The sequence below is a fragment of the Actinoplanes sp. NPDC049668 genome (assembly GCF_044465445.1).
GTDB lineage: Bacteria > Actinomycetota > Actinomycetes > Mycobacteriales > Micromonosporaceae > Actinoplanes.
The window spans coordinates 158,722-178,626 of sequence record NZ_JBITLR010000009.1 but is presented as its reverse complement, the minus strand read 5'-3'; the positions used below and the strand labels follow the sequence as shown (position 1 = coordinate 178,626).

The following is a 19,905-nucleotide window of genomic DNA, read 5'->3' as shown; positions in this document are numbered from 1 at the left end:
ACAATGACAGACCAGGTCCGCGAGCCGCACTTCGTGCAGTCGCTGGAGCGCGGGCTCGCCGTCATCCGGGCCTTCGACGCTCATCATTCCGAGCTGACGCTCAGCGAGGTCGCGCGCATCTGCGACCTCACCCGGGCCGCGGCCCGGCGCTTCCTGCTCACCCTCGCCGACCTCGGCTACGTGCGCACCGACGGGCGGCTCTTCTCGCTGACGCCGCGGGTGCTCGAGCTCGGCTACTCGTTCCTGTCCAGCCTGTCGCTGCCCGAGGTGGCCCTGCCGCACCTGGAGCGGCTCGTCGCCGAGGTGCACGAGTCGTCGTCGGTGTCGGTGCTCGACGGCGACGACATCGTCTACGTGGCCCGGGTGCCGACCCGGCGGATCATGACGGTGGCGATCAACGTGGGCACCCGGTTCCCGGCGTACGCGACGTCGATGGGCCGGGTGCTGATCGCCAACCTGCCCGGTGACCAGGTCGGCGCGTACCTCGACCGGATCCGGCTGGAGCGGCTCACCGGCCGCACCGTCGCGTCGGTCAAGGCGCTGGAGGCCGAGCTCGGGCGGATCCGCGAGCAGGGCTACGCGATCGTCGACCAGGAGCTGGAGGAGGGGCTGCGGTCGATGGCGGCACCGCTGCGCGACCGCTCCGGTGCGGTGACCGCGGCCGTGAACGTCTCCGTGCACGCCAGCCGCACGTCGGTCGCCGCGATGCGGGCCGACCTGCTGCCGCCGCTGCTGGCGGTCGCGGAGCGGATCACCGCCGACCTGCGGATCACGGCACCGGGGCGTTAGCGCGGCGCTTCTCGATGTACATCGCCGCGTCGGCGGCCGCGACGAGCCGGGAGAAGTCCTCGCCGGCCCGGCCGATGGCGTAGCCGATGCTGGCGCCGACGCGGTGCACGCCGGTGGCGCCGCAGATCGGCTCGGCGATCGCGGCGCGCAGCCGCTGCGCGGTCGCCGGCAGCAGCGCCTCGAGGTCGTCGCCGGCCAGCACCGCGACGAACTCGTCGCCGCCGGTCCGGGCGAGCACGGCGGCGCCGCGCAGGTGGTGCCGCAGCCGCTCGGCCACGATCCGCAGCACCTCGTCGCCCGCCTCGTGGCCGGCCGCGTCGTTGACCTTCTTGAAGCCGTCCAGGTCGACCACGAGCACCCCGGCCTGCCGCGCGCCGAGCCCCGGCAGCGCGGCGATGCCGGACATCAGCAGGGCGCGGTTGGCCAGCCCGGTGAGGCTGTCGTGGGTCGCCGCGTACTCCGCCGCGGCCTGGCTGCGCTCGAGGCGGGAGTGCAGGCGGGCGTGCTGGATGGCGATGGCCGCGTGCTCGGCGAAGAACTCCAGGATCTCCTGCTGCTGCGGCCCGGGCCGCAGCCCGCCCCGCGGCAGGTCGACGCTGAGCACGCCCAGCCACTCCCCCGACGGCGCCATCAGCGGCGCGAAGAGGCAGTCCAGCGGGTGCCACCGCGCCGGGTCGTCGCTGGCCTCGATGTCGGGCACCCAGACGTAGAGCTCCTCCGGCACCCCGAAGCGGTGGTCGACGAAGTAGAGCGAGCCCCAGCGCTCGGCCCGGCGGAACAGCTCGCGCCAGTTCTCCGCCGAGCCGCTCTTGCCGAGCAGCTCCCGGCGCACGTCGTCGCTGCCGGCGACCGCGACGGTGGTGTAGTCGCCGTTCGGTTCGGCCAGGTTGACCGCCGCGAGGCCGAAACCGGCCGCCTCGACGACTCCACACGCGACCGCGTCGAGGGTCTCGGTCAGGTCGAGGCTGGCGTGCACGCGCTTGGTGACCGCGTGCAGCGCCCGCAGGGCCTGCAACTGCGGATCGGAGGGGGTCAAACCTGGCTCCCTTCACCGCTTTCGTGATCAACCGACCGTAGTGCATGCGCATACAGCTCGTGGAGCCCCTGGATCGCGCGAGCTCAGCTCAGGTGGGAGAACGCCGCCGCTGGTCCGGGCGTGTCGCGCGTCTCAGGGCGGCGCCGATGCGGCGGGCGGCCTCCTGCAGGCGGTCCGGCGGCAGCGCGGCGTAGCCGAGGACCAGGCCCGGCGGCCCGTCGAGCTGCCGGTGCCAGGAGAGCGGATGCACCCGTACGCCCGCGCGCTCGATCCGCCGCGCGAGTTCGGTGTCGTCGCCCGCGCCCGGCAAGGTGATCAGCAGGTGCAGCCCGGCGGCGACGCCCTCGACCCGGGCCGCGGGCAGGTGCTCGGCCAGGCCGCTCAGCAGGGCGTCGCGGCGGGCGCGCTGCCGGCGGCGGACCGTGCGCAGGTGCCGCTCGTAGTCGCCGGCCGCGAGCAGGTGCGCGAAGATCAGCTGCGGCAGGGCGGGGTTGCCGAGGTCGCTGGCGTGCTTGGCGGTGACCAGCTCGGCGTGCAGGCGGCGGGGCGCGATCAGCCAACCCAGGCGCATGCCCGGCGCGAGCGACTTGGAGACGCTGCCGGCGTACGCGACCCGCTCGGGGGCCGAGCCCTGCAGCGCGGCCACCGGCGCGCGGTCGTAGCGGTGCTCGGCGTCGTAGTCGTCCTCGATGATCAGGCCGGAGGGGTCGCCGGGCCGGTCCAGCAGCGCGCGGCGGCGGGCCGGGCTCAGCACCACCCCGGTCGGGAACTGATGCGCCGGGGTGAGCAGCACGGTCCGCGCGCCGGCGGCGTCGAGCTCGGCCACCCGGATGCCCTGCTCGTCGACCGGGATCGGCACGGTCCGCAGCCCCCAGTGCTCGAGCTCCTCGCGGGTGCCGCGCGATCCGGGGTCCTCGATCGCGACCTCGGCGACCCCCCGTGACCGCAGCGACTGCGACAGCAGCGCCAGGGCCTGCGCGACCCCGCCGGTGACGATGAGATCGTCGGCGGTGGCCCGCACGCCGCGGGTCCGGGAGAGCCAGCCGGCGAGCTCGCCGCGCAGCCGCGGGCTGCCGCGCGGGTCGCCGTAGCCGAGGTCGGCGTTGCTGGCGCCCGCGAGCACGATCCGCTCGGCGCGCAGCCAGGCAGCGCGGGGAAAGGCCGACAGGTCCGGCACGCCCGGGGACAGGTCCAGCTCGATGTCGGCCGACGGCGGCAGCGGCAGCCGCATCCCCGAGGCGTCCCGCGGGCGGCTCTCACCGCGGGGCGCGCTCGCCGGCGCGATCACCACGGTGCCGGCGCCGGTACGCCCGCTGAGCAGCCCCTCGTCGGTGAGCCGCTGGTAGGCCTCGACGACCACGCCGCGGGAGAGGCCGAGCTCGGCGGCGAGCACCCGGGTGGCGGGCAGCCGCGCACCCGCCGGGAGGCTGCCGCCGGCGATCGCGGCACGCAGCACGTCCACCAGCCAGGTGGTGACGCCCTTGGCCGGGGCGGCGCCGGCGTAGAGCTCCAGGAAGTCGACTTGGTCCACCTCCCCGTCCCCGGATTGGTTCTTATCGAGGGACCATATCGCCCCGGAGCATGGTTTGCGTGACCCGATCACTGTCCGTAGCCGCCGGTTCGGCGGGCATGTGCTGCGTCGGCGGCAGCGTCGCCGTCTCCGGCGTCCTCGCCGACGCTCCCCTGTTCACCACCCAGGCGGTTCGCTACGCACTGGCCTGCCTGCTGCTGATCGCGTTCGCCCGGCTCAGCCGGTCCGGGCTGGTCCGGCCCCGCGGCACGGAGTGGCTCTGGCTCGCCGGCATCGCCGCGACCGGCCTGGTCGTCTTCAACCTGGCGCTGGTGCAGGGCGCGAAGCACGCCGAGCCGGCCGTCCTCGGTGTGGCGGTCGCCTGCGTGCCGCTGCTGCTGGCGGCGGCCGGGCCGAAGCTTGCGGGCCACGGCCCGCGCCGCACGGTCCTGGCGGGCGCGCTCGTGGTGACCCTCGGCGCGGTGCTGGTTCAGGGCCTGGGCCGCACGGACGGTACCGGTGTGGCCTGGGCGGCGGTGGCGTTCGGCTGCGAGGCCGCGTTCACGCTGCTCGCCGTGCCGGTGCTGGGACGGCACGGCCCGGTCGGGGTGTCCGTGCACACCACCTGGCTGGCGGTGGCGATGCTCGCGGTGCTCGGCCCGCTGCACGAGGGCCCGGCCGCGATAACCCGGCTGAGCCGGACGGACCTGCTCGCCGGCGCCTATCTCGCGGTCGCGGTGACGGCGGTGGCGTTCGTGCTCTGGTACGCGTGCGTGTCCCGGCTCGGCGCGGGCCGGGCCGGCCTGCTGACCGGCATCGCCCCGATCGCGGCGGCGCTGGCCGGGGTGGCGCTCGGCGGGCCCGCGCCGCGGGCGGGGGTCTGGATGGGCATCGCCGTGGTGTCGGCGGGCCTCGTGATCGGCCTGCGCGCCGCCCCGGCTCCGCTGGTCGCGGCCGACTGAGCGGAGCTGCCACAACGTCGGCGAGATCCCGCCGAACTTGGGTGCGAAACGGTGGTTTCCGCCCGTGTCACCCGTCACGGAGGGATCTGGTCAGGCCGGCCGCGCAGGGGGCGATGGGGAAGGTGGCCGCGGGTATCGACCGGCCGATGCCGCACACCCTCTACCGGAAACGGATCATGCTCTCCTCTGCTGTTCTCGGCTGGCTCGGCGCCGCCCTGTCCATGACCCTCCTCTGGCCCCAGGTCTGGCGTACGGTCGCCAAGGGCCACACGAACGGCCTCTGCGCGGTCGCCTGCTGGCAGGGCGTGGCGATGCCGGTCGGCTGGATCGTCTACGGGCTGCTGACCCAGCAGGCCGTCCAGGTGGTCACGAACACGGTGACCGGGTTCGCCGGGCTGTTGATCCTGGCGGTACTGCTGGTCAAGCGGAGTGAGCTGCGTACCGGGCGCCGGCTGCTGACCGGAGCGGCCGGAGCGGCGGCGGTGCTCGGCGCGGTGGCGCTCAGCGCGGCGCTGGCCGCGACGACCGACCTCGGAATCCAGCGGGTGGCGACGGCCCTCGGGCTGGTGCTCGCGGTCGCCGCGACGCTCTCGGCGGTGCCGCAGCCGCTGTCGCTGCTGCGCGACCGCACCCAGGACCTGGCGGGCCTCTCGCCGCTGCGCTGGTGGCTCACGGCGGCCTGCACCGCCTGCTGGAGCGCGTACGGCGTGGCCACCGGTCAGGTGGCGGTCTGGCTCTCCGCGTCCGTCGGCCTGGCCGCCGCCCTGGTCGTGTGCTGGGTCATGACGACCGCCGGCCGCACGGCTCCGCGCCCGGCCGCCGCCCCCGCGCTCCGGCCGCACACGGCCGGGCCCCGCATCGTCCACCCGGCCGCCCCGTTCGCCGGCCCGTCCCGTCCCGCCACGACGGGGCGCCCGCGCATCGCACCGAGGACCCTGGTCCGGCCGCCCGGGCGGCCGGTCCGGCCACAACCAGGTGGCAACCGCCCGTTCGCTCAGGCCGGTGCCAGGCACGCCGATCCTGCCCAATAAGGTTCGCGAGACGGGAGTTCGACTATGCGTGGTTGGCTTCCGGCCGGCGGTGGCCTGCGCGACGAGGACTGGGCCGGCCGCCATCGGCTGCTGACCCTGCTGCTCGCGGCGGCCGTGGTCGCGCTCACCGTCTTCGGCTACACGCAGGACCGGCTCGACTCGGCCTGGCTGCTCACCGTCGCCCTGATCCTGCCGTGCGTGGTCGGCGCGGTGCTGCTGCGCCCGCGCCGGCTGCCCTCGATCTTCGTCGCCGTCGGCATGACCGTCGCATGTGGCGGCTTCGTCGCCATGTCCGACGGGCAGACCGAGGCGCACTTCTCGTTCTTCATCGCCATCGCCGCGCTGGCGCTGTACCGCGACTGGACCCCGTTCGGCGTGTTCCTGGTCGGCACCACCCTGCACCACGCCGTCTTCGGCGCCGTGGTCAGCGAGCGCACCTACGACCACCACAGCGCCGTGGCGCGCCCCTGGCTCTGGGCGGTCCTGCACGGCCTCGGCGTGCTGGCGGCCGCGACGTTCCAGGTGGTGGCCTGGCGGCTGACCGAGACCGAGGAGCGACGGGCACAGGACAGCCTCGCCGCGAGCCAGGCGCAGCTGAGCGTGGCGTTCGACGAGACACCCGTGCCGATGGCCATGGTCGCGCCCGACGGCGCGCTGCTGCGCGTCAACGCGGCGTTCCGGGGCTGGCTCGGCCTGCCCGAGCAGCTCGCGCCGGGCTACTCCCTGGCCGACCTGCCGGTCACCCCGGAGGGCCACCAGACCGGCCGGCTCATCGAACAGCTGATGGGCGCGCCCGGCGCCACCACCACGGTCACCCAGGCGTACCGGCGCCACGACGACGGCTCGCTGATGTGGGTCGAGACGCACAGCAACGGCCTGCGCGACCGCAAGGGCCGGATCCAGTCCGTCTTCCTGCACTGCCTGGACGTCACCCGGCAGCAGGAACACGAGGCCGCGCTGCGCCGCCAGGTGCGGCAGGACTCGCTGACCGGGCTGCTGTCGCGGTCGGCGTTCGAGGTCGACCTGGTGCAGCTCCTCGGCGCGAGCGACGGCCCGGTGTCCGTGCTCTACCTCGACGTGGACCGGTTCAAGGCGATCAACGACGGCTCCGGTCACTCCGTCGGCGACGACGTGCTGCGCGCACTGGCCGCCCGGCTGGAGCTGACCGTGCCGCCCGGCTCGGTGATCGCGCGGCTCGGCGGCGACGAGTTCGTGGTCGCCCACCCCGGCCCGGTCGAGTCCGGCCGCGAGACCGGCCGCGCGGTGCTGGCGTCGCTGGCGCAGCCGCTGCCGGTCACCGGCGGGCGCCTGCAGCTGGCGGTGAGCATCGGCCTCGCCCAGGCGCACCGGCCGGAGCAGGCGGAGCAGGCCGTGCTGGCCGCCGACACCGCCATGTACGCGGCCAAGCGCGCCGGCGGCAACCGCCTGGAGCTCTTCAACGACGAGATGCGGGTCGCCGTGCAGCAGCGCATCACCGCGGAGTCCCGGCTGCGCCAGGCGCTGGACGGCGACCGGGTGGCGACCCTGCCGGTCTGGTTCCAGCCCATCGTCTCGCCCGCCACCGGCCTCATCGTCGGCGCCGAGGCCCTGGTCCGGATGTGGACCACCGAGGGCGAGCTGCTCGCGCCGGGCCACTTCATCTCGGCCGCCGAGGAGACCGGGCTGGTGGTGCCGCTCGGCGAGCACGTGCTCGGGTCGGCGCTGCGCCACCTGCGCCGGTGGCGCCACGAGCTGGGCTACGTCTCGGTCAACGTCAGCCCGCGGCAGCTGTCCGAGCCGGACTTCGTCCCGAGGCTCGCCCGGATGCTCTCCGCGAGCGGCCTCGACGACCCGTCGCGGCTGGTCCTGGAGATCACCGAGACGGCGCTGCTGTCCAACTCCCTCGACCTGCGGAACCGGCTGCACGCCATCAAGGCGCTCGGCGTACGCATCGCCCTCGACGATTTCGGCACCGGGTACAGCTCGCTGACCTGGCTGCAGTCCGTGCCCGCGGACATCGTGAAGCTGGACCGCTCGTTCGTCGCCGGCCTGGCCGACGACACCCGCAAGGCGTCGATCATCTCCGCCGTGCTCTGGCTGGCGCACTCGCTGGGCATGTCGGTGGTCGCCGAGGGCGTCGAGGACCTGGCGGACTGGGAGGCGCTGCGGGCCGCCGAATGCCCGGCCATCCAGGGCTACTTCTTCAGCCCGCCGGTCACCGCCGACGACTTCCACCGCATGCTCACCCCGGCGCGCCCGGTCACCCTGGAGGCGGCGGCTTAGCCAGCAGGGCGCGCATGGCGTCGTTCTCCGCCGTCTGCTCGTTGACGATGTGCGCCGCCAGGGCCCGGATGTAACGGTTCCGGCCGGCCTCCAGCACCGAGCGGGCCATGATGATCGCGCCCGCGTGGTGCGCGATCATCTGCCGCAGGAACGACCGGGCCGCCGCCGCGGGCGCCGCGGACCCGACCTCGCGCACCTGGTCCTCGGTCAGCATGCCGTGCGCCGCGGCGTCCCCGCCGTGCATCCGCCGCGCGGCCGGGTCGGCCGGGTCGGCGGCCGGGTGCCCCCAGGCGACCAGCCAGGCGTTGATCTCGTCGAGCTCGCGCTGCTGGTCCTGCGCGATGAAGCCGGCGATGTGGTGCACCCGCTCGGGCACCCCGGTCCGCGCGAGCAGGATCCGGCTCAGCCGGACCGCCTGCGCGTGGTGCGCGACCATCATCCGGGCGAACAGCACCTCGACCGCGCGCGGCCCCGCGACCGGTCCGGGCCGGTGCGCCTCGGCACCGCAGCCGGTCAGGGCGGCCAGGACGAGCAACAGGGTCACGGGTACGCGCACGTCAGTCCCGCCCGTTGACGCGGGCGCGCGCGTCCGGCGCGAGCCGGTTGATCTCGGTGAAGTCCCGGGGCACCAGGTCGAAACCCTGCCAGTGCACCGGCATCGGGCTCTGGTCCTCGTCGCGCGGCACGTGGTGGAAGCCGACCCGGACCCACATCACCGGGTCCGTCATGGTCTCGGCGTTTCGCGCGTAGTCCAGGATGGACCGGCGCCCGGCGCACTGCGGGTCGGTGTTGTCCATCGCGTACCGCTCGCAGCCGTGGTGCTCGGTGAAGGTCACGTCCGGCCTGGTCTCCGGGTGCGCCTCGTACACCTCGCTCGCGGCGGTGACCAGCTCGTACGAGCGGAGGTGCCCGTCGGCGTTGCGCGCGGTCCGGCTCACGACCCGCCACCAGCGGCGGTTCGCCTTCGAGAAGCTGCCCTCCCGGGCGATGACCTTGCGGCTGGTCCGGAGCGTAGCGACCTTCTTCCCCCGGCCGGACACCTTGGTGTCGTACTGCTCGACCCGCTCACCGCCGCGGCCGGCCAGGTCGAAGTCGACCCGCCAGAAGGCGCTGTGGAAGTGGCTGGTCGCGAAGTCGCGGGCGCGCTTGCCGACCGGCCAGCCGTCGTCGGCGGAGCCGTAGCCCTGCGGCGACAGGTCGCCGGTCGCGCCGAGGCGCGCCGAGATCTCGCCGTCGTCGTGCAGGCGGTACTCGGTGACGTACTCGTAGGAGTCGACCTTGCTGACCGCGCGCAGCACCAGGTCGTGGCCCTGCTCGGCGTACGGCTTCGCCGGCTCCCGCTCGTTGCGCAGGCGGTAGGCGGGCCCGGACGCCTCCGCGCTCACGCAGAGCACCTTGCGGCGCCGCGGCTCGGCGCCGCCGTCGGAGCCGACCCGGGCGGAACCGCCCGCGCAGTCCTCGCCGCCCAGGGTCTGCAGGTAGTCGCCGCCGAAGCCGTAGTCGGTGATGTCGTTGTACTCGATCACCCCGGAGTCGTACGGCACGTTGAGCTGGGCCAGGGTCATCGACCGCAGGACGCGGACCGGCTCCGGGTGGTGCCGGGAGGAGATCCGCACGTCCTCCAGGACCAGCCCGGTCTGGCGGTGCATGCGCCAGCAGAGCTGCCAGGTGGTGCCGTTGGGCAGCGTCTCCCGGACCGTGGTCGCGGCCGCGCACCGCGCCGCGGCCGGCGCCGGCGGGGCCGCGACGAGTCCGCCGGCGAGGATCAGGACGGCCGCGGCGGCGGCTCCGATGGTTCTCATCGCCGGGTCCCCCGTCAGCTCAGCCGGGCGACCGAGCGCCCGGAAAGGTCGAAGATGAGGTGGTCGAGGTCGATGAACGGGCCGTCCGCTGCCTGCACGACCAGTTGCAGGCAGCGGTGGGCGCCGCACTGGCGGGCGCCGGTGGTGTCGGCGGGGCGGGCCCGGTAGACGTGCGCGGTGACGACGACGTCGCCCGCGCCGGCGTACGCGCGCCCGGTCGCCGCGGCGTAGCGCTCGCGCAGGTCGGCGGCGAACGGCCCGGCGAGCAGGAGGCCGAGCGCGGCGTCGACCTCGCGGCGCGACGCGGGCGGCTGCATCCCGGCGGCCGCGTACGAGCCGGTGACCTTGCCGCCGGCGAGGTCGACGACCTGCTTGACGAGCCGGTCGGCCCGGTAGTCGTAGTAGTAGACCTCGGCCTGGCGGGTCGCGCCGTCGGCGGCCGTCTCGGCCGACAGGTACTCGGGGCCGGCGGCGCCGGTGACGTCCCGCGCGCCGGCCGCGAGCCTCGGCGTCAGCGCGACCGCGCGCGCTCGCGCGAGTTCGGCGGTGGTGAGCGGGTCGCCGCCCGTGCCGGCCGCGGGCTCGGGCGGCGTGCTCGGGTCGGTGACCCGCGCCGGCTCGGCGGTCGCCGCGGCCGGCGGGGCGCCGGGCCCCGGCGGCGCCGCGTTCGCCTGCCACTCGACCACGCCGAACGCGGCCAGCGCCGTTGCCGCCGCGACGAACAGCCGCGCCGATGCCGATCTTCCTGCCACGACTCCGCCCCCGTGAGATCGAAGTGAGGTTTGCCCCGATAACGCCCGATTACCGATGCTTACCATTCAATGCCCAGATCCACGCCGAAACAAGATGCCGCCCGAAAGGGGGCCACGGCGGCCCGGCATGATCGACGTCATGCTGCCCGTGGAATTCGGACTGGACACCTTCGGCGACGTCACCGCCGGGCCGGACGGAACGCCGCTGCCGTACGCGCAGGTCATCCGCGACGTCGTCGAGCAGGCCGTGCTCGCCGACGAGGTAGGGGTGGACGCCTTCGGCATCGGCGAGCACCACCGCGACGACTACGCCGTGTCGGCGCCGGAGATCGTGCTCGCCGCGATCGCCGCCCGCACCCGGCGGATCCGGCTGGGCACCGCGGTGACGGTCCTGAGCTCCGACGACCCGGTCCGCGTCTTCGAGCGCTTCGCCACCCTGGACGCGGTCTCCCAGGGCCGGGCCGAGCTCACCCTGGGCCGCGGCTCCTTCACCGAGTCGTTCCCGCTGTTCGGCTACGACCTCGCCGACTACGACCGGCTCTTCGCGGAGAAGGTCGGCCTGATGGCGGAGCTGCTCACCGAGGACGCGGTGACCTGGCTCGGCACCGTCCGGGCGCCGCTGACCGAGCAGCACGTCTATCCGAAGACCGAGTCCGGCCGCATCCCCGCCTGGATCGGCGTCGGCGGCACCCCCGAGTCGGTGGTCCGCGCGGCCCGCCACGGGTTCCCGCTGGTGCTGGCCGTCATCGGCGGCGACCCGGCCCGCTTCGCGCCCTACGTCGAGCTGTACCACCGGGCGCTGGACCAGTACGAGCGCGAGCAGCTGCCGATCGCCGTGCACGCGCCGGGCTTCGTCGCCGCCACCGATTCCGAGGCGATCGAGACGCTGTGGCCGCACGCGCGGGCGGTGATGACGCGGATCGGCGCGGAGCGCGGCTGGCCGCCGCTGACCCGCGAGGCCTTCGAGGCGGACATCGCACAGGGCGCCTGGCACGTCGGCTCGCCGGAGACGGTCGCCCGCAAGATCGCCCGTACGCTCACCGTGCTCGACGCGCAGCGCTTCGACCTCAAGTACTCGGCGGGCACGCTGCCGCACGAGGCGATGATGACAGCGATCCGCCTCTACGGCACCGAGGTGATCCCCCGGGTCCGCGAGCTGCTCGAGGCCGACCTGCTCGAGCCCGGCGACTGAGCTACGGCTTGCGGCCGATCCCGGCGACCACGGCCATCTCGCCGGGCCCGTCGCCGTCCTGCGGGCCGTCCGGCCACTCGTTCACCCAGACCAGGCCGGGCGGCACCAGCTCCGCGTCGCCGAAGAAGCGCATGATCTGCTCCCGGCTGCGGCCGGTCGCCGTCGACACGTCCGTACGCTGATAGAGCTGCGCGACGCCCGCGCCCGCCGCGTCGGCGGGTGTCTCGGAGACGCCGTGCGAGACCACCACGTAAGACCCGGGCGGCAGCGCCTCCCGCAGCCGGTCGACGGCGTCGAACGCGTCGTCGTCGGGCACGAAGTGCAGCATCGACACCAGCAGCAGCCCGACCGGACGGTCCAGGTCGATCAGCTTGCCCACCTCGGCGTGCTCGAGGATCGCCTGCGGGAAACGCATGTCGGCCTGCACGGCCGTGGCGAGGGGGTTGTCCCGCAGGATCTCGCCGGCGTGCGCGACCGCGACCGGGTCGATATCGACGTAGACCACCCGGGCGCCGGGTTCCCGGCTCTGCGCGATCTCGTGCACGTTGCCGACCGTCGGGATGCCGCTGCCGATGTCGAGGAACTGGCGCACCCCCGCGTCGAGCAGGAACCGCACGGCCCGGTTGAGGAACGCGCGATTGGCGCGGGCCATCTCGCCCGCGGCCGGGATCATCGAGAGCAGCCGCTTGGCGGCCTCGCGGTCCACCTCGAAGTTGTGGTTGCCCCCGAGCAGGGCGTCGTAGATCCGGGCACTGCTGGGGCGGCCGGAGTAGTCGGCGTCCGCGTTCACCATGGCGGGGAAGCCTACTCCACTGTGGTCGGTCACGACGCCACCAGCCGGTCGGGCACGGCGACGAGCAACGCCGGCGGCCGCAGCAGCGCGGGCACCTGGTGCGGCGTGCTCGGCGGGCCGAAGCGCAGGCCCTGCGCGCGGTCGCAGCCCGTGCCGGCCAGCGCGGCGGCGCCCCGCTCGTCGTCGACGCCGTGCACGGTCAGGGTCAGGCCGAGCGCGTGCGCCACCCGGGCCATGCCGGCGAGCAGCTCGCGGTCGGCGTCGAGGCCGCCCGGCGAGCCTCGCAGCAGCGACGCCGGGGTGCGCAGGCCGTGCACCGGCAGGTCCCGCAGGTAGGCGATGCTGCTGTTGCCCGTGCCGAAGTCGTCGAGGATCAGCCGCACGCCCAGTGCGGCGAGCGCCGCCAGCACGGTATGGCTGTGCGTGCCGGCCGGCACCGCGGCGAGCCCGGACAGGTGCAGGTGCAGCCGCTTCGCCGGCAGGCCGCTGTCGGCGAGCCCTTCGCGGACCAGCTCGACGATGTCGGGGTAGCCGATCTGGTGCACCGGCAGGTCGAGGCCGATGAACGGGCCCTTCTTCCCGCCGTCCCAGCTCATCGCCGACCGGCAGGCCTGCCGCAGCAGGCCGCCGGCGAGCCGGGTGATGGTGTCCCGGTCGCCGGTGAGCTGCCCGATCCGGCTCAGGTCGAGGGTGCCCAGGTGCGGGTGCCGCCAGGCCATCCGGGTGTGCAGGCCGGCGACCCGGCCGGTGCCGACCGCGACGATGGGCTGGTACGACGGCGGCCCGGTGACCAGGCCGGAGACGCTGGTCGCGGCCCGCGCCCGGCCGGGGCGCGCCGGCCGCGGGTCGTAGCTGGCCCAGCCGGTCGTGCCGGCCCGCGCCTGCCGCAGGGCGATCTCCGCGTCCACCAGGACGCGGGCGACGTCGAGGCCGCCGGTCGGCACGTCGACGACGCCGACGGCGGCCCGCAGCGCCGCGGTCAGGCCGGTGCCGGGCAGCGACGCCGGCTCGGCCAGCCCGGCCGTGATGCGCTCCGCGAGCTCGGCGAGGTGCGCGAGGCCGGCGCTGTCCTGCACCAGCACCACGAAGGTGCGGCCGCCGTGCCGGGCTAGCAGGTAGTCGGGATGCCGGGCGACCTGCCGCAGCCGCCGGGCCACCTCGGTCAGCACGTGGTCGCCGGCGTCGGCACCGAACTGCTCGCAGACGGCCGGGTGGCCGCCGACGTCGACGAGGCAGAGCCCGACGTGCCGGGCCGGGTCACCGCCGTTGGCGGCCTGCCGCAGCCGCTGCACCAGGCGGGTCTTGTTGGCCAGGCCGGTGACCGGGTCGTAGTTGGCGAGCCGGCGGTACCGGGCCTCGCTGTCCTGCAGGGCGAGCTGGAACTCGCGGGTGGCGCGCTGCGCGGCCCGGTGCAGCGACTCCTGCTGCGCCAGCGTGCGGGCCTGCAGCGCGGCGGCGAAGCCGGCGGCGAACGCGCCGGCGACCTGCCGGGCCGGGCGGCGGATGACCTCGCCGTCGCCGACGTGGTCGAGGACGACGCCCATGGTGGCGGGTAGCGCCTCGTGGCGGCTGACGCCGAGGGCGACCAGCTCGACGCCGACCCGGTAGGCGGCCTCCAGGTCGGGCGGGACGGCGTGTGCCGCGTCGTAGAGGCAGGCCGCGAACAGGTCGAGGGTCTGCACCGCCACCTGGTCGGCGATCGGCAGGTAGACCCCGGCCGCCTTGGCGGCGGCGAACCAGGCGGCGCCGACGGTGCTGCCGACGGGCGCGGCGGCGGGCATCGGCGCCAGCTCGACCGGCGCGGCCGCGCCGGGCGGGAGCGCGCGCCGGGCGCTGGCCACCATCTGGGCCGCCTGGTCGAGGGCCGCGTCGGTGTACTGCACGGCGGTCTCGAGCGCGGCGGCCACGATCCCGTCGGCGCGCTGCCGGGCGTCCTCGATGAGCCGGTCCGCGGCGCCGGTGCCGGCCGGCTCCACCTTGTCCTCGGCGACCGGGTCGTAGCCGCACTCCCAGAGGATCTGGTTGAGCGCGGCGATCATCATGGCGTGGGTCAAGGTGGTGTCGTCGTCGGAGTGGTCGTCGTGCGTCATCAGCGCTCCCCCGCCTCGGGTTCCGTGGCCGGCGACTGCTGGCGCTGCTCGGGCGCCTGCCGCCACATCGCCACCGCCTGGCGGCGGCCGAGCTTGAGCGCCGTGCGGACGGCCTCCGGGGTCTTGCCGACCAGCCCGGCGATCTCGGCCGGGGTCAGCCCCTCCGCGGACAGCTCGAGCGCCTCCCGCCGGGCGGGCGGCAACTGGGCGAGCACCCCGGCGAACCACTCCGCCAGCTCGTAGGCCACCAGGTCGGGGTCGGCCTGCGCCTCGCCGAGCTCGGCGACGTCGGCGACCAGCACCTCCGCGTCCGCCGGCCCGGCGCCGCGCCGCTGCTTGAGCCAGTGCGACCGGGCCGCGGTGCGCACCCAGGCGACCGGGTGGGTCAGCTCCGTCCAGCGGCGCAGCGCCTCACGGATCGCCTCGGCGACGGCGTCCTGCGCCTCCCAGCGGTTGGCGCCCTCGCGCAGCAGGCTGCGCACCAGGCCCTCCCAGTAACGCCGGAAGAACTCCTCGATCTCCGCGGCGGGTGGCGGGTCGGCGATGGCCCCCGGGGGCGGTGCGGGCGTAATCGAGTCGTCCACGTCGCCCGCTTCGACCACCGGTGCCTCCGTCCGCCGTTGAGCTCCCACCTAAGTTAGGTCTCGGGGAACCCCTCGGCGTGACACCGGCGGCCAAGATTCTTTTCGGGTTACTCCGCCATCATCCGGATGATGGCGTTTCCGCCGAGCATCAGCACGTCCGCGCCGGCGACCAGCGCCATCGAGAGGTGCATCCGGCGGCTGGTCAGCTCCGGGTCCGGGCCGCCCCGCATGCCGAGCACGGCGATGAACAGGCCGAGCAGCACGAGCGGGATGCCGAAGATGAGCAGGACGCCGACCGAGCCGGGCGTGCGGCCCTGCGCGACGAGCATGCTGAGCATCACCGCCGGCACGATGCCGAAGACCAGCACGGCGAACCCGCCGAACCACCGCAACGACCGCGTCGGGTCTTCCGTCACTTCTCCCACCTTCCGACCGGGAGATAGTAACGACCGGCGCCACCCCCGGCGGCGCCGGACACGGCCTGGCATGCTCAGGACCGATGTCCACCCTGTACGCGGTCAGCGACCTGCACGTCTCCTACGCCGAGAACCGCCGCATCGTCGACGCCCTGCACCCCGCCTCGCCCGACGACTGGCTGATCGTCGCCGGTGACGTCGGCGAGCTGCTCGGCTCCGTCGAGGCGACGCTGCGGCTGCTGCGCGGGCGCTTCGCCAAGGTGATCTGGGCGCCCGGCAACCACGAGCTGTGGACGCACCGCGACGATCCGGTCCAGCTGCGCGGCGCGCGGCGCTACGACCGGCTGGTCGAGATGTGCCGGGAGATCGACGTGCTCACCCCCGAGGACGACTACGCCGTCTGGCGCGGCGCGGGCGGCCCGGCGGCGGTCGTGCCGCTGTTCCTGCTGTACGACTACTCGTTCCGGGCTCCCGGCACCACCACGAAAGAGGAGTCGCTGGCGTACGCGTACCGGACCGGGGTGGTCTGCACCGACGAGCGGCTGCTGCATCCCGACCCGTACCCGGATCGGGAGTCCTGGTGCCGGGACCGCGTCGCGGCGACCGAGCGGCGGCTGGCCGCGATCGATCCGGAGCTGCCCACCGTGCTGGTCTCGCACTGGCCGCTGCACCGGCACCCGACCGAGGTCCTCTGGTACCCGGAGTTCGCGCAGTGGTGCGGCACCGAGCTCACCGCCGACTGGCACCTGCGTTTCCGGGCCGCCGCCGCGGTCTACGGCCACCTGCACATCCCCCGCACCACCTGGCAGGACGGCGTGCGCTTCGAGGAGGTCTCGCTGGGCTACCCGCGCGAGTGGGGCGCCCGGCCGGAGCCGCCCGCGCTGCCGAGGCCGATCCTCGGTCAGGCGGTCCGGTTGCGGAACACCGACCGGTAGGCCTGCGGCGTGGTGTGCAGCCGGTGTCCGAAGTGGTGCCGCATGGTGGCGGCGCTGCCGAAGCCGGCGCGCACGGCGATCGCGTCGACGCCCAGGTCGGAGTCCTCGAGCAGGCGCCGGGCGAGCAGCACCCGCTGGCCGGTCAGCCAGTCGTGCGGCGTCGCGCCGGTCTCGGCCCGGAACCGGCGGGCGAACGTGCGCGGCGCCATGTGCGCGCGCAGGGCCAGGGTGTCCACCGTGTGCGGGCGGTCGAGGCTCTGCAGGACCTCGGCCAGCAGCGGCTGCAGCGTCTCGCACTCGATCGGCGGCACCGCCCGCTCGATGAACTGCGCCTGGCCGCCCTCGCGGTGCGGCGGGACGACCATCCGCCGGGCGAGCTGGGTGGCCACGGCGGAGCCCTGCTCCTCGCGGATCAGGTGCAGTCCGCAGTCGACGGCGGCGGAGGTGCCCGCGCTGGTGATGAGGTTGCCGTCGGCGACGTAGAGCACGTTCGGGTCGACCTTCGCGGCCGGGAACCGGGCCGCGAGGGCGTCGGTGTGCCGCCAGTGCGTAGTGCAGCGGCGGTCGTCGAGCAGGCCGGCCGCGCCGAGCGCGAACGCGCCGGTGCAGACGCTCATCACCCACGCGCCCCGGGCATGCGCGCGGCGCAGCACGTCGAGGACGGCCGCGGGCGGCTCCAGCTCGGCGTTGCTCGGCACGACCGCGACCAGGTCGGCCGCCTCGGCCGGCGCCAGGTCGTGGCTGGGGGAGATCGAGAAGCCCGCATGGGTACGCACGGCGGCGCCGTCCGCGCTGCACACGGCGAACTCGTACGCCGGCAGCCCCTCCGCGGTGCGGTCGTAGCCGAACAGCTCGCAGAGCACGCCGAGCTCGAACACGGCGACCTCTGGCATGACGATGACGGCGACGCTGTTCAGCATGTCCGCCAGCCTACGACGAACTGGCAGGATTTTGAAGATGTATGGCATCTCTGCCACTGTCCGCGGCCGCCCGGCCGGTTCATGCTTGGTATCAGCAACCCGGTGCGCACCGGCCAGAACCCGCCGGATCAAGGGTGTGAATCGTCATGGGAATCGCCGTACTGCTGTTCTTCGTCGCCATCGCCATCGCCTCGGGCCTCGGCCTGACCGCCGACAGCCGCGACAGCGCCGACTGGAAGCCGACCGTCGACGGCCTGCGCGGCCGGTGCTGATGTCGGCCGCGACGCACCGGCCCCGCCAGCGGTAGACGCGGGCGGGGCCAGTGCGCTGTAACGCCTACTTCTTCTACTTCTTCGCGGGAGCCTCCTGCTCCTCGGCGCCCGCCTGCTCCTCGACACCGGCCTCTTCCTCGGCACCCGCCTCTTCCTCGGCACCGGCCTCCTCGCCGGCGCCGGCCTCTTCACCGGCGCCCGCGTCGCCCGCGGCCTCGGCGGCGGCGGCCTTCTTGCCGGCCAGGTCGAGGCAGGCGACCAGCAGCGCCGCCCGGGCGTCGGTCACCGCGGCGTCCAGGTCCTCCTGAGCGGCGGCGTCCTCCGCCTCCTCGGCGGCACCCGCCTCCTCGGCGGCGCCCTTCTCCTTCGCGGCGCCCTTCTCCTTGCCCATGGCCCTGGCCCACTTCTTGGCCGCGGCCTTCTTGGCCCGCTTGGACATGTGCGCCGCGGCGGCGGCCGCTTCCTCCTCCTCGGCGGCGGCGTCCTCGGCGGCACCCTCGTCCTCGGCGGCGCCGGCCGCCTCCTCGGCGGCCGCGGCCTGGTCGATCGCGAACTGGTCGCACGATTCCTCGAGGGCCTGCGCCGATGCGGCGGCGGCCTCGGCGGCGCCTATCTCCTGTTCCGGCGCCAATGGTTCGCCGTCGCAGATAACCGCGCCGGCGTTGATTTCCAATTTCTCGCAACCGGCGATGTCGAAATTCTGACCGTCGACAACGACGATCTCCCCGGGTGCCGTCTGCTCGCCGGCCGACGCCAGCTGCAGGCCCGTGATACCGCCGACCACCAGCACACCAGCGATGACTGCGCCGCCGATCGCCTTGCGGTTGACCCCGGTGCTCCTGCCCCCGGTGCGTCGTCGCTGTCGCAGTCTCATCACCACTCCTAGTCGTCGGACGTCAATGCGTACGAAAGCAGGTACGCGACCGCCCGGCGTGGTGGTTCAGATCTGCGCCGAATTCATCCGGTTCAAAATTCCATGGACTTTCTCATGCCAAATTTTCGGCCGGTCGCGCGACCGGCGGCGGGCCGCCCATGCCGGCAATCCTGACTGGTCAGGTGAGGTGAGGCCGGTACCGGGATGGCAGTATCCCCCGGGCGGCTCGCACCGAGCCGTGGGCGAGGTGTTGATCCGCCGGGCGAGTTGGTCGCCCATGTCCGGCGGGGAGCCAGCGGCGAAACCGGCGTCCTTGGTACAGCCACTCCGCTGACTTCCGAGGATTTCGTCTGATGAGCACGACCCTGCGCCCCCGCCTCACGGTCATCGGCACCGGCTACCTCGGCGCCACCCACGCCATCTGCATGGCCGTGCTGGGCTTCGACGTGCTCGGTGTCGACGTCGACGCGGACAAGGTCGCCCGGCTCAACTCCGGCGAGGTGCCGTTCTTCGAGCCCGGCCTGCCCGAGCTGCTCACCAAGGCCCTCGAGACCGGCCGACTGCGCTTCACCACCTCGTTCCAGGAGGCCGGCGAGTTCGGCGACGTGCACTTCATCTGCGTCGGCACGCCGCAGCGCGGCGACTCCGGCGCCGCCGACCTGACCTACGTCGACGCGTCGGTCACCGCCCTGTCGCGGCACCTGCGCCGCCGCGCCCTCGTGGTCGGCAAGTCGACGGTGCCGGTCGGCACCGCCGCCCGCCTCGCCGGGCTGATCCGGGCCACCGCGCCCGCCGGCGACCAGGTCGAGCTGGCCTGGAACCCGGAGTTCCTGCGGGAGGGCTTCGCCGTCGACGACACCATGCGGCCCGACCGGCTGGTCTTCGGCGTCACCTCGGACTGGGCCGAGCAGCGGCTGCGGGCCGCGTTCGAGCCGGTGCTCGCGCTGGGCGTACCCGTCAAGGTCACCGACCTGCAGACCGCCGAGCTGGTCAAGGTCGCCGCGAACTCGTTCCTGGCCACCAAGATCTCCTACATCAACGCGATGGCCGAGGTCTGCGAGGCCACCGGCGCCGACGTGCGGGACCTGGCCGAGGCCCTGGCGTACGACGAGCGGATCGGTGGCAAGTTCCTGCGCCCCGGGCTCGGCTTCGGCGGCGGGTGCCTGCCCAAGGACATCCGGGCGTTCGCGCACCGGGCCGAGGAGCTGGGCGTCGGCCGGGCCGTCGGCTTCCTGCGCGAGATCGACGGCATCAACCGGCGCCGCCGCTCGCGGGCGGTGGACCTGGTGGTCGAGCTGTGCGGCGGCGACGTGGCCGGCAAGAAGGTCGCCGCGCTCGGCGCGTCGTTCAAGCCCGACTCCGACGACATCCGCGACGCGCCCGCGCTCGAGGTGGCGAGCACGCTCGCCGGCCTCGGCGCCCGCGTGCACGTCTTCGACCCGGCCGCGATGGAGAACGCCCGCCGGGCGCACCCCGAGCTCGCGTACGGCACCGGCGCGCTGGACGTGGCCCGCGACGCCGACGTGGTCGTGCTGCTGACCGAGTGGACCGAGTTCCGCGAGATCGCCCCCGAGGCGATGGCCCAGGTCGTCGGCGCCCGGCGGATCCTCGACGGGCGGCACGCCCTCGACCCGGACGCGTGGCGCGCGGCGGGCTGGGAGTACCGGGCCCTCGGCCGCCCCTGA

Annotated in this window: 19 protein-coding genes and 1 riboswitch; of the genes, 8 read left to right on the top strand and 11 right to left on the bottom strand. The window is 74.4% G+C overall.

What is annotated here, in order from left to right; translation table 11 throughout:
* Positions 1-3: 3 nt before the first annotated feature.
* On the top strand, positions 4-789 hold the full coding sequence (locus tag ACIBSW_RS34220) for an IclR family transcriptional regulator C-terminal domain-containing protein (RefSeq protein WP_354721641.1): 786 nt from the start codon (positions 4-6) through the stop codon (positions 787-789).
* On the opposite strand, the gene ACIBSW_RS34215 is transcribed toward ACIBSW_RS34220, so the two are convergent.
* Entirely contained in the window at positions 770-1,825 is a 1,056-nt protein-coding gene (locus ACIBSW_RS34215; RefSeq protein ID WP_404799543.1) for a diguanylate cyclase domain-containing protein, read from the bottom strand. The two genes, ACIBSW_RS34220 and ACIBSW_RS34215, sit on opposite strands and share 20 nt — an antisense overlap.
* 88 nt (positions 1,826-1,913) lie before the next feature.
* On the bottom strand, positions 1,914-3,356 hold the full coding sequence (locus ACIBSW_RS34210; protein WP_354728051.1) for a PLP-dependent aminotransferase family protein: 1,443 nt from the start codon (positions 3,354-3,356) through the stop codon (positions 1,914-1,916).
* Positions 3,357-3,415: 59 nt separating this feature from the next.
* Between ACIBSW_RS34210 and ACIBSW_RS34205 the strand changes: the two genes are divergently transcribed.
* The 3 genes from ACIBSW_RS34205 (at position 3,416) to ACIBSW_RS34195 (ending at position 7,590) form a co-directional block, all read left to right on the top strand.
* On the top strand, positions 3,416-4,297 hold the full coding sequence (locus ACIBSW_RS34205) for a DMT family transporter (protein WP_404799542.1): 882 nt from the start codon (positions 3,416-3,418) through the stop codon (positions 4,295-4,297).
* 146 nt (positions 4,298-4,443) lie between these two features.
* On the top strand, positions 4,444-5,328 hold the full coding sequence (locus tag ACIBSW_RS34200; RefSeq protein WP_354728047.1) for a SemiSWEET transporter: 885 nt from the start codon (positions 4,444-4,446) through the stop codon (positions 5,326-5,328).
* 24 nt (positions 5,329-5,352) lie between these two features.
* Positions 5,353-7,590, top strand: a complete 2,238-nt coding sequence (locus ACIBSW_RS34195) for an EAL domain-containing protein (RefSeq protein ID WP_354728045.1) — start codon at positions 5,353-5,355, stop codon at positions 7,588-7,590.
* On the opposite strand, the gene ACIBSW_RS34190 is transcribed toward ACIBSW_RS34195, so the two are convergent.
* The 3 genes from ACIBSW_RS34190 to ACIBSW_RS34180 are packed head-to-tail and all read right to left on the bottom strand — an operon-like array spanning position 7,568 to position 10,144.
* Positions 7,568-8,134 carry a DUF305 domain-containing protein gene (locus ACIBSW_RS34190; RefSeq protein WP_354728043.1) on the bottom strand — a complete coding sequence of 189 codons (567 nt, stop codon included), beginning with the start codon at positions 8,132-8,134 and terminating at the stop codon, positions 7,568-7,570. The genes ACIBSW_RS34195 and ACIBSW_RS34190 overlap by 23 nt on opposite strands.
* Positions 8,135-8,147: 13 nt before the next feature.
* A complete protein-coding gene (locus ACIBSW_RS34185) occupies positions 8,148-9,392 on the bottom strand; it encodes a primary-amine oxidase (protein WP_354728041.1) in 1,245 nt (414 codons plus the stop codon).
* Between the two features lie 14 nt (positions 9,393-9,406).
* Positions 9,407-10,144 carry a hypothetical protein gene (locus ACIBSW_RS34180; protein ID WP_354728039.1) on the bottom strand — a complete coding sequence of 246 codons (738 nt, stop codon included), beginning with the start codon at positions 10,142-10,144 and terminating at the stop codon, positions 9,407-9,409.
* 139 nt (positions 10,145-10,283) lie between these two features.
* Here ACIBSW_RS34180 and ACIBSW_RS34175 point away from each other — a divergent pair, with 139 nt between their 5' ends.
* A complete protein-coding gene (locus tag ACIBSW_RS34175) occupies positions 10,284-11,336 on the top strand; it encodes an LLM class flavin-dependent oxidoreductase (RefSeq protein WP_354728037.1) in 1,053 nt (350 codons plus the stop codon).
* 1 nt (position 11,337) lies between these two features.
* Here ACIBSW_RS34175 and ACIBSW_RS34170 read toward each other — a convergent pair whose 3' ends face one another.
* The 4 genes from ACIBSW_RS34170 to ACIBSW_RS34155 all read right to left on the bottom strand — a co-directional run bounded on the left by ACIBSW_RS34170 (position 11,338) and on the right by ACIBSW_RS34155 (position 15,219).
* The gene (locus tag ACIBSW_RS34170) at positions 11,338-12,129 is read right to left on the bottom strand and encodes an SAM-dependent methyltransferase (RefSeq protein WP_354728035.1); all 792 of its coding nucleotides are present in this window, start codon (positions 12,127-12,129) and stop codon (positions 11,338-11,340) included.
* 29 nt (positions 12,130-12,158) lie between these two features.
* Positions 12,159-14,219: an EAL domain-containing protein gene (locus ACIBSW_RS34165; protein WP_354728033.1), complete on the bottom strand. Its 2,061-nt coding sequence runs from the start codon at positions 14,217-14,219 to the stop codon at positions 12,159-12,161.
* Entirely contained in the window at positions 14,219-14,821 is a 603-nt protein-coding gene (locus ACIBSW_RS34160) for a sigma-70 family RNA polymerase sigma factor (protein ID WP_354728031.1), read from the bottom strand. The genes ACIBSW_RS34165 and ACIBSW_RS34160 overlap by 1 nt, the downstream gene beginning before the upstream one ends.
* A gap of 89 nt (positions 14,822-14,910) precedes the next feature.
* Positions 14,911-15,219 carry a hypothetical protein gene (locus tag ACIBSW_RS34155; protein ID WP_184994060.1) on the bottom strand — a complete coding sequence of 103 codons (309 nt, stop codon included), beginning with the start codon at positions 15,217-15,219 and terminating at the stop codon, positions 14,911-14,913.
* Positions 15,220-15,302: 83 nt separating this feature from the next.
* Between ACIBSW_RS34155 and ACIBSW_RS34150 the strand changes: the two genes are divergently transcribed.
* The gene (locus ACIBSW_RS34150) at positions 15,303-16,154 is read left to right on the top strand and encodes a metallophosphoesterase (protein ID WP_354728029.1); all 852 of its coding nucleotides are present in this window, start codon (positions 15,303-15,305) and stop codon (positions 16,152-16,154) included.
* On the opposite strand, the gene ACIBSW_RS34145 is transcribed toward ACIBSW_RS34150, so the two are convergent.
* A complete protein-coding gene (locus ACIBSW_RS34145) occupies positions 16,121-17,074 on the bottom strand; it encodes a helix-turn-helix domain-containing protein (RefSeq protein WP_354728027.1) in 954 nt (317 codons plus the stop codon). The two genes, ACIBSW_RS34150 and ACIBSW_RS34145, sit on opposite strands and share 34 nt — an antisense overlap.
* A gap of 146 nt (positions 17,075-17,220) precedes the next feature.
* Here ACIBSW_RS34145 and ACIBSW_RS34140 point away from each other — a divergent pair, with 146 nt between their 5' ends.
* Positions 17,221-17,346: a hypothetical protein gene (locus tag ACIBSW_RS34140; RefSeq protein WP_354728025.1), complete on the top strand. Its 126-nt coding sequence runs from the start codon at positions 17,221-17,223 to the stop codon at positions 17,344-17,346.
* Between the two features lie 73 nt (positions 17,347-17,419).
* Here ACIBSW_RS34140 and ACIBSW_RS34135 read toward each other — a convergent pair whose 3' ends face one another.
* Positions 17,420-18,220, bottom strand: a complete 801-nt coding sequence (locus tag ACIBSW_RS34135) for a hypothetical protein (RefSeq protein ID WP_354728023.1) — start codon at positions 18,218-18,220, stop codon at positions 17,420-17,422.
* A 234-nt stretch (positions 18,221-18,454) separates the two neighbouring features.
* Positions 18,455-18,539: riboswitch (cyclic di-GMP riboswitch) on the top strand.
* A 34-nt stretch (positions 18,540-18,573) separates the two neighbouring features.
* Between ACIBSW_RS34135 and ACIBSW_RS34130 the strand changes: the two genes are divergently transcribed.
* Positions 18,574-19,905 carry a UDP-glucose/GDP-mannose dehydrogenase family protein gene (locus ACIBSW_RS34130; RefSeq protein ID WP_354728021.1) on the top strand — a complete coding sequence of 444 codons (1,332 nt, stop codon included), beginning with the start codon at positions 18,574-18,576 and terminating at the stop codon, positions 19,903-19,905.